Origin of the sequence: Sphingopyxis bauzanensis, assembly GCF_002205675.1 — a bacterium.
GTDB lineage: Bacteria > Pseudomonadota > Alphaproteobacteria > Sphingomonadales > Sphingomonadaceae > Sphingopyxis > Sphingopyxis bauzanensis.
In genome coordinates this window covers 415,780-428,869 of sequence record NZ_NISK01000002.1, presented here as the reverse complement: position 1 = coordinate 428,869, position 13,090 = coordinate 415,780, and the positions used below count along the sequence as shown (strand labels likewise).

Here is a 13,090-nt window from a genome sequence, read left to right as displayed (position 1 = left end):
CGACATGGCGATCCGGTGGCCGCTGCTTGTCCGGCGAACGCATAAATGGCTGGCCTTGGTGGTCGGCGTCCAGGTGCTGCTGTGGACGCTCACCGGCTTCTACATGGTGGTCGTGCACATCGACACCATCCATGGCGACCATTTGGTGCGCGCGCCTGCTTCCCAGCCATATGAGCTTGCCGGGCTGGCGCCCCCGTCGCGGATCGTGGCGGCCGCGCCCGGCGCGTCCGAGGTTCGTTTGCAGCGATTGTTCGATCGCGCTGTCTGGCGTGCCGAAACGCCGGACGGCGCGAGGCTGTTCGACGCTCGCTCGGGTGCACCGCTGCCTGCTCTGACCGAGCCGCAGGTCCGCGAGCAGGCGCGGCGCATCTACACCGGCGACGGCAAGATCGTATCGGTGAAGTTGCTGACCAAGTCGCCGCTGGAAATGCAGGCGCGCAAGCCGCCTTATTGGCAGGTCGAGTTCGAGGGCTGGAACCGTCCGACCCTCTATCTCTCGCCCCAGACCGGTGAACTGATTTCACGGCGTCACGCGCTGTGGCGCGTGTTCGATTTCGCCTGGATGCTCCACATCATGGATTATGACGAGCGAACCGACGTCAATAATCCATTGCTGCGTGTCGCGACGTGGAGCGCCTTCGCCATGGCGCTGACGGGAGCGTGGCTCCTGATCTGGTCCTTCAAGCGTCGCAAAGGGAAGAAGGCATGAAGAAAATACGCCTGACGCCGCTTTTTTTCCGCCGCATCCACAAATGGGTCGGCCTGATCCTGGGTCTTCAGTTCCTGCTCTGGGCCTTGAGCGGCTCGGTGATGGCGCTGCTCGATAAGGATCAGGTCGGCGGCCATGGTGGCGGAATGTCGCACGCCCACCCGTTGCCGCCCGGTGACTATTTCGATCTCGCCTCCTTGCCGCGTCACGAACCCGTGACCGATGTCGTCCTGCGCGACCTCGGCACGCGCCCGATTTACGAGCTTCGGACGACGAAGGGTGTGCGCCTTGTTGACGCGACGGATGGCAAGACGGTCCTGGTCGACGAGGCAATGGCCCGCGAGATCGCCTCGATGATGAACGACGCCCCGATCCGCAAGATCAGCGTCCTCACAAAGCCGAACCTTGAGTCGCGTGACCACGAAGGTGCCATGTGGCGGGTCGACTTCGCCGATGCCGAGAACAGCAGCGCCTATGTTTCGCTCGACACTGCGCGTTTCCTCGTGATGCGCGGCGATACCTGGCGGACATGGGACTTTTTCTGGATGCTCCACAATATGGATTATCTGAACAGGAAGAGCTTTAATCATCCGCTCATCATCTTCGTCGCGTTCGGAACATTATGGCTGTCGGGCACCGGCTTCTACCTGCTGTTCAAAAGCTTCAGCCGCGCCGATTTTCGCTGGCTACGGCGACGTCGCAAGCCTGCCGAAACCCGCGGCGCAGCCTGACACATCAGCCGTCAGACGTCAGCCGTCGATCGCGAAGGCGGCCGACAGCTCAAAGCGTGATCCTGGGTGCGTCAGCCACGCGTGGGAGACGAGGCGCGAATGGCTCCAGGTTCGGCGCGTCATCCGCAGCACCGGCTCGCCATTTGCTAGCCCCAGCATCGTGTGCGTCTGCGCGTCCGGCATCTCCGCGCGGACGCGATGTTCAACCCGTTCCAGGGGCGCGGTGCGCGTCAGATATTCGTTCGGTGTCGTCTGCGTGAAGTCCATCCTGCCATAGTCGGGCGCGGCCGATGCGAGGACAAACCGCTCCTCGAGTTGAATCGGAAATTCGGCCTCGTGATGCACGATGATCGAATGGAACAATTTTGTCCCGACAGGAACCTCCAGAAGCGCCGCCATGTCGGCGCTGGCCCGGATCTTCTTGTTCTGGACGACGCGGGCACGATAATCATGCCCCCGCGCGCGTATTTCGTCTGCAATATTACGGATCTCGATCATCTGGCCGATCGGTTTCGGCTCAGCGATGAACGAACCGCTGCCGGCGCGGCGGACCAGAATGCCTGCGGCTTGAAGTTCGCGCAGCGCCCGGTTGGCAGTCATGCGCGATACGTCGAACTGCTGTACCAGTTCGGCTTCTGACGCCACCCGGTCGCCCGGTTTCAGGAGCCCGTCGCGAACAGCATCGCAGATGCTCTGCTTGATCGCTGCATAGCGCGGCCCTGTGCGAACGTCGTTGTCATCGGTTTCACTTCGCCGGGAAGCGGTTGAACCCTTTGAAAAGCTTGAACCGCTCCCGGGCGTGCGCGCATTGGAATCCATAACCCGTCTATACAGGTTGGTATGTGAAATTTCCAAGCACTCGAACAGCAAAAATCGGATCGGGGTCGGCGGCCACCGACCAGAAGGACGCTTTTTCATAAACTTTGGTTCTTGTCAGTTCATCGGTGCGCTGAGCGAGCCGAACTTCCGCTTGGTCGCCATGCAGGCGTGCCGCTTTGCGGACTTCTTGCCAAACGCCTTTTTCAGGGTGCGATTTCACCGGAGCAACCCTCGTGATTTGATCTTGCTGGAACCGGTCCCTGGCATAAGTTCTGCGAAAAGCGAGCCGCCGCCCTGACTTTGGTTGGCAATCAGAATGTCGCTATCGCAGCAGGCGCGAACCGAAGCGACCGTGGACCGAGACCAGGTCCGGCGGGCGAAGACTGTCTTGATTGACCGTCCTGAAACCCTCTGGCTGAAAATTTTGTCCGGACATTTGGATATTTCGCGGTTGCCGTGCGTCTCTTTCATATCACTGTGAAAGGATTTCCAATGACCGACATTGCAACCGAAGAAACCAATCGTCTCATCGCCTCGAACAAGGTTGAAGGAACGAACGTCTATAACCGGGAGGGCGAGAAGCTTGGGTCGATCTATAATTTCATGGTCGATAAGCGCTCGGGCAAGGCCGAATATGCGGTGCTCCAATTCGGCGGCTTGTTCGGATTGGGCAGCGACTATTACCCTCTGCCATGGGACATGCTGACCTATGAAACCGAGCACGGCGGTTACGTCGTAAACCTCGACAAGGCTCTGCTCGAAAAGGCGCCGCGCTATGGGGCTGATGCAGAACCCGCCTTCGACCGGACTTATGGGCAGTCCGTTTATGGCCATTATGGCATGAATTATCCGTTCTAAACTGTCAGCGGCCATGCCGGCGAGGCATGGCCGCGCGCCGCGCTAAACCGAGGAGTTGACGATGGCCAAGGATCAAGTCGAAATTGCCAAGGAAGCAATGCGCCTTCGACGGGTGGCCGATGAGGAAGAGATGTCCGCGCGTCCTGAAAATGTGCAACACGCCGATGTAGGAATGAATGCTATCCACCGAGACGATCAACCACCGTCGGGCGCATTTGATGCCGAGGGTCAGCGTCCCGTCTTGGAGCGCAGCCGCAAAACACGCTGACCGGTTCTCCGGATCGCCGCGCGTTGGCTGGTCAAGTCAATGCACCGGGCCTGTTCGGCCTAAGGGAAGCCCTCGTGCGCGCAGAATTACCCTGTTCTAACCATGAATGGTTTGCGGCATCAACCGGTCTTTGGGCGGCGCACGATGACAAATTGTTCGGAACAACGGCGACTTGTCGTCGCATCACGACGCTTTTCGCGGTCGGCACGCACGGCTACGCGGAACGGACAGGCGACGCGGCTACGCCGCGCCTCCGTGACGGGGCCAACAAGGCTTGGCCTACATCGTTGCCAATGCGCAGTTGTCGAACGCGCCCTTATAGTCTTGCGCGATTTTGAGCTTCGTTTCGAGGGACTCGATGATCGGAACGGTGAAATCGACATCGTTCATATCGCCGATCGATTTGAGGTTGCCCGGCGAAAAAACATTCACCTCGAGGATCTTGTCGCCCACGATGTCGATGCCGACCAGGAACATGCCATCTGCGATCAGCTTCGGGCGAATGACCTCGGCGACCCGCAGCTCGGTCGCGCCGATCTTGACTTTCGCTGCCGTGCCGCCGGCGTGGATGTTGCTGCGGATATCGCCCTTGGAGGCGACGCGGCGCATCGCGGCATATTTGGTGCCGATCTTCAGCGGCCAGCCGTTCATCATGAAGAGCCGGATGTCACCCTTGCTCGCCGCAGGGACATAGGCCTGCGCGATGATATAACCGTCGCGGTCGATCGCCTCGATGATCTGGTTCATGTTCGAGGAGCCGTCGCCATCGACCTTGAACACGCCGCTTCCTCCCGAGCCCTGCAAGGGTTTGAGGATCAGGTTGCCGCCCTGCGCCTTGGCGAATTCCTTGATGTCGTTCGCATGCTTGGTAATCAATGTTTCGGCGCGCACCTCTTCGGGAAACGACTGGAAATAGAGCTTGTTGACCGCCCGGCCGAGACTATCGGGATCGTTGACGACCAGGACGCCACGTTTTGCCGCCTCGCGCCCGAACAAGATGCCGATATCGGCTGCCCACGGCATCGTTTGCGCGTCGAGCGATGGGTCGGAACGCAGCATCAACACGTCGATATCGGTCGCCTCGATCGCTTCTGTTTGCGTACCGACCTGCTGCATTGCGGCGAAGAAATCGGAATGCGACTTATATTTCTTTGCTGGCGCGAACCGGGCGTGGACCGCCATTTTGTCATCGGGATGCAGAACGAAGTCGGAGGGCGTCACGTAGCAGACGCGGTGACCGCGCTGGGCCGCGGTGTGGGCGAGCACCGTGGTCGTGAAATTCTCATGCTCGCGTTCCATGTCGTTCACGAAAAAGGCGATCAGCATGGCGCAGGTCCAATCATATGAGGTTGGTAAAAGATGGTGCGGCGCAGAATGCGCCGACCCGGTCGGTAAAACTCGTGTGCGCCAAGAACTCCGGACGGCTCGTGGGCGCGGACAGGATCCCGCGGTCCGATAGTTCTTCGACCGCGGCCACGTGCTGCGGAGCGATCTTGCCGTACCAATAGGGCTCGAGCGAACGACCTGCCGCAAGCAGATCGAGGATCGTCTTGAAGCCGCGCAGGTAAATGGCATCCTTGGCAAAGCCACCCGATCGAAAGACGCGGGTCGTGAGGTTGAAGGCACCCGCGGCGCTGAAGCCGTGCGCGTCACGCATCAGGCGAAACACGTCGATGAAGCTCGCGCCGTCGGTCATCGCATGAACGGCGACGACCCGCCCGGCAAGAAGCCGCAGCCGCGCGCGCGTCAATCCGCCGACCGCCCATTCGGCGAAGACGCCGAGGCCTTCCTGCACCCCTTCATAGCCGGCAAGGCCCCGCTTGAAGATCTGCAGTCCCTGTTGCGAACCGTTGACATAGGTGAGCAGGTGGATGCCGACCTCGTGGGTGAGCAAGGGTTCGAGCCGGTGGGCGGGCACCATGATATCGTGCGAAATATAAAGCCGATCGCCCGATACGAGCATCCCGGCAGTGACATCCTCGCGGATTTCGATTGTCACGTCGAATGCCGGATCGATTGCCTGGTACCGCGCCGCCATCGCGTGTGCCGCGGCGGCAACGACATGACAGTCCGCCGGCGGCCGATCGGTTGCGGCGGGCGCCCGGGATCGCGATCCCAGGATGTCATGGGCGGCGGCGAGAAGCGCACTGTCGACCGGCTCGTAGAGCATCAGCGAGGCATAACGGAACCGGTCGCTGTTCCGGCAGGCCAGCATCGACAGCTGATGGTCGATCTCGTGACGCTTCTCTGAAAACAGGCTTTCGAGCATCGGATCCTCGACCTTTTTGAGATCGATTTTGTACAGCGCTCGCTTGGCTTCGTCGGGATCGACCGTGAGGGGCCGGTAGCGAAACTCGGGCGCTTGCTCATATCCGGATGCAGCAAATCGCTCCTGCGCTTCGCTGCCATTGATCGGCGACACCGCCATCAGGAAATCATAGGTGCCGCAAATGACGTTGAGCTTTTCATCGGCTGCACGCGCCGCATCGACGAAGGAGCTCCGCCCCAAGCTGCGGTAATGCGCCGGAGCGCCAAGTTTGCTGTGTTCCATGAAGGTGCAGGCAGCCTTCAGAATCGCGTCGAACGCCGCCACTTGCAGGTCGTGGAAAATCTGCGGATAAATATCTTCGCCGTCGGGGGTGAGGTGAATATGCGGCAGTGCGAGCCGGATCGTTTCGCCGGCCGAACGACCGCCGCCGCTGCTTGGCAGCATTTGCTTGGCTGGATCGAGCGGCGCGATCTCCCCGACCGTGCAGTGACGCAGATCAATCTCGATTTCCTCAAGAGCCTCACGCAGCCTGCCAGCCGCGATTTGCACAGATGGATTGGCCGTCGCGGCAATCCTGCACTCGAACGGGGGCAGCCGAGGCGCATCCTCGGGCTTCGCCGGTGGGCGCGCGAGGTCGCTCAGTTCGATGATCAGGAAGGCCGGAAAATGACGGCGCGCTTCGGTGACGACGGCGTTTAGCGTTACTGCCGCCGCCGCATCGTCGTGGGCCGGCCAGACAATATACGCCGGGCTCGTCACGCTGATCTCGAGTGCAAGGCTCGCGGCGATGTCGGGGTCGAACCGATGGATGACGATGAAGGGGAGGGGGCGATCGACATGAACGCGGCCATGCGCGCCGAACGCACTGCGCAGCGCGCCGCTTTCGCTAAATTCGATTGAGGAGACATCGCTCGCCAGAGCTTCGCGGAGCGCGGTCACTTGAGTGCCGCCTCAGCCGCGGCGGCGCTGTGCGAAATGAGCTCGCGCATCGCCGCGAGCGCCGCGGTATCCGGCACCCCGGTCCATTCGTCCATGAAAAACTTCTTGAACTCGATCGCAATCGCGCAGCCTTTTTGAGGATAACGCTCATGCACGAAACGCGTCAGGGCTCCCTTGCCCTGAAACGCAATATTCTCGCGCACGTCGAGCTTGCGGCCGTTGAAGTTGAAATCGCGCATCGCGGCGATGATCGGATCGAGAACCGGTGCCCAATGATCGCGCGGCATCGAATAAGTGCCGATATTGATGTCGGGCGCTTCCTCTGGCGGGGTGGCCGCGGCGCCGGGTCCGTCCCGGCGGTGATTATAGCTATGGATGTCGAACAATATGAACTGCTCGTGCTGCGCAGCGATTTCGTCAAGCGTATCGGCCATCATCCTGTAGAACGCCGTATGAAGTGCGAGCGAACGCGCGACGAGGTCATCCGGCGGCGCCGCATGCCAAACCTTCAGTCCCCAGCTTTGGTCGGGGGTGCGATACACGGCCTCATCAAATTCCCGGTTGAGATCGACTTCGAAGCGCGACCGCGCCGCGATGATATGATTGGGAACTGCGGCGGCGGCTTGACCGGTGTGGGGGTCTTCTTCGCGAAGGCGGTCGCTTTCCGAAAGCGCCATCGCCGCACGAACCTCGGCCCGCAGGCCATGGCCATCATGGATGGCAGTCGCAATGATGGGACCCGAGCCCCTTTGCAACTGCCACCAGATATTGTCATCGCATGCCTGACGGCCCGGATTTGCCATGTGTGTCGCGCCGTTCCTTGCCTTTGCAAAGTAACGACAGCCGGCTGAAAGGGTTCCCCCCGCTACAGTTCGCCGTGGAGACGTTGGAGTTTGTCCGGACTGCGCCGCTCATATTGCAATACCCGGCCGACGTCGCGGTTCCGCGCCGCCAATTGCGGTTTCGTTGCAACCGAGACATCACCAAGGCGTTAGATGGCAATCTGGGCTATCCGCACGGCTTGCGACGAATGAATTTCCATAAGTGATAGCAGCGGATCTGCCCTTCTTTCCTGCGGTTAAATTGCCAGCAGCTCATTCAATGAAGGTCAGACTCGATGAAAACCATTCTCCTCATAGGCGCCGCTTCGAGCGCGTTGCTCCTCTCCACGCCTGCAATTGCGCAGGAGCAGCGTCAGCAGCAGGGCAATATCCTCGAGCAGCTGCTGGGTTCTGTGTTCGGAAACAACGAACAGGCGAGCGAGCAGACGCTGGAAACCGACTGGAATCAGGGTCGGCGACCCTTCGCTCAGCGCCGGGCGGCACTGGAGCAGCGCATCGATAGCGCCGTGCGCGATGGCTCGCTCGGCCGATACGAGGCGGACCAGATGCGCAGAGAATATAACGAGATCGTCCGGCTGGAGGCACAATACTCGGCCAATGGCAATATGTCGCAGCAGCAGCGCAGCGATTTGCGGATGCGGTACCGGGCATTGAATCAGCGGATTGGCGGTCAGAATACCGATCCGTCCGGTGGACAGGGTGGGTATCCGGATCAGGGCCGTTGGCAGATGTTGTCGACGCGCAGCGCGGACTTCGAGCAGCGCGTCACGATGGGGTTGCGGAACCGCACCCTGACGCGGGCAGAAGCCACGCAGCTTCGCAATGATTGGCGGTCGTTGGCCCAGCTGGAGACCAGCTATCAGCGCGGGGGGTTTGATGCACGCGAGCAGGCCGATTTGTGGTCGCGGTACAATGCTATCAACAACCGCCTGGGCGGCGGCTTTGGCAATGACGGCAACAGCGCGAGGTGGAGCCAGTTGGAAACGCGTCTGGCGACATCCGAACGGAATGGCAGTATCAGCCGCAACGATGCGGTGCAGGTACGGGCTCAGCTCAGCGACCTGATGAGGCTCGATGCTGCTTATGCGACCGGCGGCTATAGTGCCGACGAGCGGACTTATTTGACGCGGCGTTATGGTGAGCTTGACCAAATGCTTGGCAATAACCGCCGATGACCAACCGCGAAACTGACCGGACACTACAGCGCTTTATCGATTAGCGCGTGTCCGGTCAGCTTCGCTACCGGCAGAACCTAGTCCACCGCTGGGGACACGACCGCAGGCGCCATCCTCGGCTTTGGATCCAAACAGGTTCACGGATGTAAGCGCGCCTGAAAGATTGTGACAGATATCGACAAGCCGACCGGCTTTTTGCTGGCTGTACGAATTCTGCTGGGTCACGCCACAATCAAAAAAAACGCTGCAATAGCTCGGCGTTGATGGGGGAGATGGGCTCGCATTGGCGGAAGGGATCGAAGTCTAACGTGAAAATCTGAACAGCGTGAGAGGGTGCGCTCCGGCATGTCGCGGAACGTTGGCTCGCTTTGTTCGGTGGGCAAAAGACCGTATGTTCGGTCTGCCAAACTAGCCTGCCCCCGTGGTAAGCAGGGTACGGGGGCCGCGCCGCCAGAATTCTGTCGCGGCACACCGCTGCCTTTGATCGGCATAGCCGCGGGCATAGCCTCACGGCTGGGACAGGTGATAAGCTTCCGCAATGACAGCTTCAAATCACTATGGTGCGACAGTCGAGAGCGGAGCGGCTGGCGGCGGAATTGTCGCTTGGCGATCTCTCCCTATCAACTGCGCGCGGCAAATGGCCGCAGCGCAGTCGATCGGAGGCAATTGAATGGCCTCGCTCGCAAGCGCCTTCAACATTGCTGATATGGCTGCGCTCGCCGGACGCGCTTTGCCGCTGCCGATCCGAGACTATCTGGAGGGCGGTGCCGAAGATGAGTGGACCTTGGCGCGCAATCGTGCGGTGTTTGACGAATGGGTGCTTGCGCAGCACACGCTTGTCGATGTGAGCAACGTCGATGCTGGCACCGACCTGCTCGGATACCCGAGCGCGATGCCGCTGATGTTGTCGCCGACCGGCATGTCGCAGCTGTTCCATTCCTCGGGGGAAGCGGCGGTCGCGCGTGCGGCGGCCGCGGCGGGCGTGCCCTATGGCCTGTCGACGATGGCAACGACCTCGATCGAGGCAATCGCGGCAACGGGAGCGAACCGCTATTTTCAGCTCTACCTCTTTCGCGACCGCGGACTGACGAAAGCTCTGCTCGAGCGCGCCGCGGAGAACAGCTATGGCGCGCTCTGCCTGACCGTCGACACCGCGATCGCGGGCAACCGCGAGCGCGATTTGCGCAGCGGCATGATTATGCCGCCACGCTTTACCCTCGGCAGTTTGATGAGCTTCGCGACGCATCCGCGATGGTCGTTCGGCGCGCTGAAGAATCGTACTTTCCAACTCGCCAATGTCGTCGAACATGTTGGCGATATCGGCAGCGCGGGCACCAGTGTCATCGACTATGTGAACGCGCAGTTCGATCGGTCGGCGACGTGGAAAGACGTCGAATGGTTGCGCTCGCAATGGTCCGGAAAGCTGGTGATCAAGGGCGCGATGATGCCCGGGGATTGCGCGCGCGCCGTCGCCTGCGGCGTCGATGCAATCATGGTGTCCAATCATGGCGGTCGCCAGCTCGATACTGCGGCGACGCCGATCGACTATCTTCCCGCGATCCGCGACCGGATCCAGAATAGCGTAGAGTTGATCGCCGACGGCGGCGTGCGCCGCGGCACCGACGTGCTGAAGGCAATCGCGCTCGGCGCCGATGGCTGCTCTGTCGGTCGGCCTTATCTCTACGGTCTGGCGGCGGGAGGTGAAGCGGGTGTGGCGCGCGTGCTGGCGATCTTCCGGGCCGAAATCGAGCGTGACATGGGTTTGATGGGCCGCACGCGCATCGCCGACATTAGCGCCGAGGATGTCGATCATATTTCCCAGTTTTGCGCGAAACCCGGCAGCGCGGGGGCCGCCGTCAAGCCGCACAGGACCGCGCCATGATCCACGCGGCGATCAGCGATAGTGGCGAATAGGTCGGCTTTGGGCTGCCGATATCTAAAAACCGACAGTTTTCAAACAGCAGACGTTGCGCGTACCAGGGCATATCAGTTCCTACGATCGGCACATCGACAGATGGTGTTGCGCAGCGGCGCGGATGCTATGGCGTCATGATGACGACTTCGGACCTAGCTGGTGCAGCGATCGCGATCGACGGCGGACTTGTCCGCGGTTGTCTTGACGGCCCGATTATTCGCTACCTTGGTATACCCTATGCCGCTCCTCCTGCGCGCTTCGAGCTGCCGCGTATGCCGGACGCCTGGGACGGGGTTCGGGACATGGACAATCCCGGCCCGGCCGCGCCTCACCGGATCAAACCGTTCCCCGAGATCGATCCGTCGCCGCTAATTGGCAGCGGTAGTGACGGCAGTGACGGCGATTATCTGCGCCTGAACATCTGGGCGCCGCGCGATGCCAAAACCGCGCCGGTCATGGTGTTCGTCCATGGCGGCGGCTTTGTCGTCGGCAGCAAGGATGCGCCGGTTCATGATGGCAGCGCATTCGCGGCTTCGGGCCTCATCTGCGTCGCGATCAACTATCGGATGGGGATCGACGGTTTCCTGCCGGTGCCGGGCGCGCCGACCAATTTGGGGCTGCGCGATATCTTGTTCGCGCTGGCTTGGGTGCAGCGCAATGTCGCGGCTTTTGGCGGTGATCCGGCAAATGTCACGGTGTTTGGCGAGAGCGCGGGGGCGATGGCGATTGCCGATCTTGTGACCTCGCCGCTCGCCGAGGGATTGTTCGCGCGGGCGATCATCCAGAGCGGGCATGGTTCCATGGTGCGGGAGGTTGCGGTCGCGCAGCGGTTGGTGCGGAAGCTGGCGAAAGTGCTGCGTATCGTGCCCGATGCAAACGGATTTCTACCGGTGTCCAACACAGATGCGATGGACGCGGTCGAGAAGGTGGCGAAGCCGTGGGCGATCGACCTGCGCGACCAAGACGGGCGCGAACCGGTGTATGGGATCAGCCGGTTCATTCCGGTTTATGGCGACGATGTCCTGCCCGTGAAGCCGCTCGACGCACTGCGCAAAGGCGCCGGACGCGATGTGGAAGTCGTCATCGGTAGCAATGCCGACGAGATGAACCTCTATTTCGTGCCAACCGGGATACGCAAAAAGATCGGCGGGCTGCTTGCGCGCTGGCTGCTCGGGCGGTCGCATCCGCAGGCGAAGGCGGCTCTGATGGCCTATGGATATAAACAAAGGGGCGTGCGGCCAGGCGAGGCGATGACGCGCGCGATGACGGACCTGGTGTTCCGCTGGCCGGCGCGGCAATATGCGGCGGCGCATCAGGGCAAGACGTGGCTGTACGAATTCGACTGGCGCTCGCCCGCGTGCGACGGCGAGCTGGGCGCGTGCCACGGGATCGAGATGCCGTTCGTGTTCAAGACGCTGCCGACCGTCACCGGTCCGCGCGGGCTGGCGGGGATGGACCCGCCGCAGGCGCTGGCCGAGCAAGTCCATATTCTGTGGGCGGGCTTTGCGCGCAGCGGATCGATGCCTTGGCCCGAGTTCGACGCTGATCGAATGGTTTATCAGGTGACGCGCGGCGAAGCGGTCCACGAACCGGTGATGCCCGCCGCCGCCTTCGTACCGGAATAGGTCCATGTATCTGGAGAAGCTGCGCCTTGATGGGCGCACAGCCTTTGTGACGGGGGGCGCGCAGGGGATTGGGCTGGCGGCGGCCGACGCGCTGGCCGAGGCTGGCGCGCGGGTGACGATCGCGGACCGCGATGCCGCCGCGCTCGATCGCGCGGTCGCCGATCTCGCGGCAAAAGGTTATGCCGTCTTTGCCGAGGCGCTCGACGTGACCGATAGTGCGGCCGTCGATGCCACCGCCGCCGCGATGCTCGCCCGCGAGGGGCGGATCGACATTCTGATCAACAATGCCGGGATCGCACGCAGCGAGACAGCGGCCGAAGATGTCGCGGACGACCATTGGTTGAACGTGCTCGACGTGAACCTCAATGGCAGCTTCTGGTGCGCGCGGGCGTTCGGGCGGTACATGCTGGCGGCGGGGCAGGGGAGCATCGTCAATGTCGGATCGATGTCGGGCTTCATCGTCAACCGGCCGCAGCCGCAAAGCTATTATAATGCGTCGAAGGCGGCGGTGCATCAGCTGACCAAGAGTCTGGCCGCCGAATGGGCTGACCGCGGCGTGCGGGTGAATGCAGTGGCGCCGACCTATATTGCGACGCCGCTGAACGCTTTTGCCGACCAGGAAGGCGAGATGTATCGCCGCTGGATCGACGGAACACCGATGGCGCGGCTGGGCGCGCCCGAGGAGGTGGCGGCGGTGATCCTGTTTCTGGCGTCCGACATGGCAAGTTTGATGACCGGGAGCGTGGTGCTGGCCGACGGCGGGTATAGTTGCTGGTAGCGGGCTCCAAAAACATCGTCATTGCGAGCGAAGCGAAGCAATGACGGGATGGGCCACCCATGCTCTGCAAATCCCGTCTGCCGATCGGCACAGTCGACAACCTTTCATATAGGTCGTAAAGCTGTCAGATAGGTTCCGACGGGCGGCTCAGACCGCCGTTTT

Annotated in this window: 13 protein-coding genes; 9 read left to right on the top strand and 4 right to left on the bottom strand. The window is 61.6% G+C overall.

What is annotated here, in order from left to right; translation table 11 throughout:
• Positions 1–4: 4 nt before the first annotated feature.
• Positions 5–709, top strand: a complete 705-nt coding sequence (locus CDQ92_RS08605; protein WP_088440981.1) for a PepSY domain-containing protein — start codon at positions 5–7, stop codon at positions 707–709.
• Positions 706–1,440 carry a PepSY domain-containing protein gene (locus CDQ92_RS08600; RefSeq protein WP_088440980.1) on the top strand — a complete coding sequence of 245 codons (735 nt, stop codon included), beginning with the start codon at positions 706–708 and terminating at the stop codon, positions 1,438–1,440. Before CDQ92_RS08605 ends, CDQ92_RS08600 begins: the two co-directional genes overlap by 4 nt.
• A gap of 18 nt (positions 1,441–1,458) precedes the next feature.
• On the opposite strand, the gene hutC is transcribed toward CDQ92_RS08600, so the two are convergent.
• Positions 1,459–2,358, bottom strand: coding sequence for a histidine utilization repressor (gene hutC, locus CDQ92_RS08595; protein ID WP_229667129.1), 900 nt, complete (start codon positions 2,356–2,358; stop codon positions 1,459–1,461).
• 393 nt (positions 2,359–2,751) lie between these two features.
• On the opposite strand from hutC, the gene CDQ92_RS08590 reads away from it, so the two are divergent.
• Both CDQ92_RS08590 and CDQ92_RS08585 read left to right on the top strand, forming a co-directional pair.
• Complete coding sequence (locus CDQ92_RS08590) at positions 2,752–3,117, top strand: PRC-barrel domain-containing protein (RefSeq protein ID WP_088440978.1); 366 nt, start codon at positions 2,752–2,754, stop codon at positions 3,115–3,117.
• Positions 3,118–3,178: 61 nt separating this feature from the next.
• A complete protein-coding gene (locus CDQ92_RS08585) occupies positions 3,179–3,385 on the top strand; it encodes a hypothetical protein (RefSeq protein ID WP_088440977.1) in 207 nt (68 codons plus the stop codon).
• A 279-nt stretch (positions 3,386–3,664) separates the two neighbouring features.
• Here the strand turns inward: CDQ92_RS08585 and CDQ92_RS08580 are convergent, their stop codons facing one another.
• Genes CDQ92_RS08580 through CDQ92_RS08570 form a run of 3 tightly spaced genes read right to left on the bottom strand, consistent with a single transcriptional unit; the run spans position 3,665 to position 7,396 of the window.
• A complete protein-coding gene (locus CDQ92_RS08580) occupies positions 3,665–4,711 on the bottom strand; it encodes a glutathione synthetase (protein WP_088440976.1) in 1,047 nt (348 codons plus the stop codon).
• Between the two features lie 13 nt (positions 4,712–4,724).
• On the bottom strand, positions 4,725–6,593 hold the full coding sequence (locus tag CDQ92_RS08575) for a peptidase MATCAP family protein (RefSeq protein ID WP_088440975.1): 1,869 nt from the start codon (positions 6,591–6,593) through the stop codon (positions 4,725–4,727).
• The gene (locus CDQ92_RS08570; protein ID WP_088440974.1) at positions 6,590–7,396 is read right to left on the bottom strand and encodes an N-formylglutamate amidohydrolase; all 807 of its coding nucleotides are present in this window, start codon (positions 7,394–7,396) and stop codon (positions 6,590–6,592) included. Before CDQ92_RS08570 ends, CDQ92_RS08575 begins: the two co-directional genes overlap by 4 nt.
• On the opposite strand from CDQ92_RS08570, the gene CDQ92_RS08565 reads away from it, so the two are divergent.
• The 5 genes from CDQ92_RS08565 to CDQ92_RS08545 all read left to right on the top strand — a co-directional run bounded on the left by CDQ92_RS08565 (position 7,372) and on the right by CDQ92_RS08545 (position 12,928).
• Entirely contained in the window at positions 7,372–7,641 is a 270-nt protein-coding gene (locus CDQ92_RS08565) for a hypothetical protein (RefSeq protein WP_144035726.1), read from the top strand. The genes CDQ92_RS08570 and CDQ92_RS08565 overlap by 25 nt on opposite strands.
• A gap of 69 nt (positions 7,642–7,710) precedes the next feature.
• Positions 7,711–8,610 (top strand): hypothetical protein, encoded by a 900-nt coding sequence (locus CDQ92_RS08560; RefSeq protein WP_088440972.1) that lies wholly within the window; start codon positions 7,711–7,713, stop codon positions 8,608–8,610.
• 670 nt (positions 8,611–9,280) lie between these two features.
• Positions 9,281–10,492: an alpha-hydroxy acid oxidase gene (locus CDQ92_RS08555; protein WP_088440971.1), complete on the top strand. Its 1,212-nt coding sequence runs from the start codon at positions 9,281–9,283 to the stop codon at positions 10,490–10,492.
• 167 nt (positions 10,493–10,659) lie between these two features.
• The gene (locus CDQ92_RS08550) at positions 10,660–12,150 is read left to right on the top strand and encodes a carboxylesterase/lipase family protein (protein ID WP_088440970.1); all 1,491 of its coding nucleotides are present in this window, start codon (positions 10,660–10,662) and stop codon (positions 12,148–12,150) included.
• A gap of 4 nt (positions 12,151–12,154) precedes the next feature.
• Entirely contained in the window at positions 12,155–12,928 is a 774-nt protein-coding gene (locus CDQ92_RS08545; RefSeq protein ID WP_088440969.1) for an SDR family NAD(P)-dependent oxidoreductase, read from the top strand.
• The last annotated feature ends 162 nt before the right edge of the window (positions 12,929–13,090 follow it).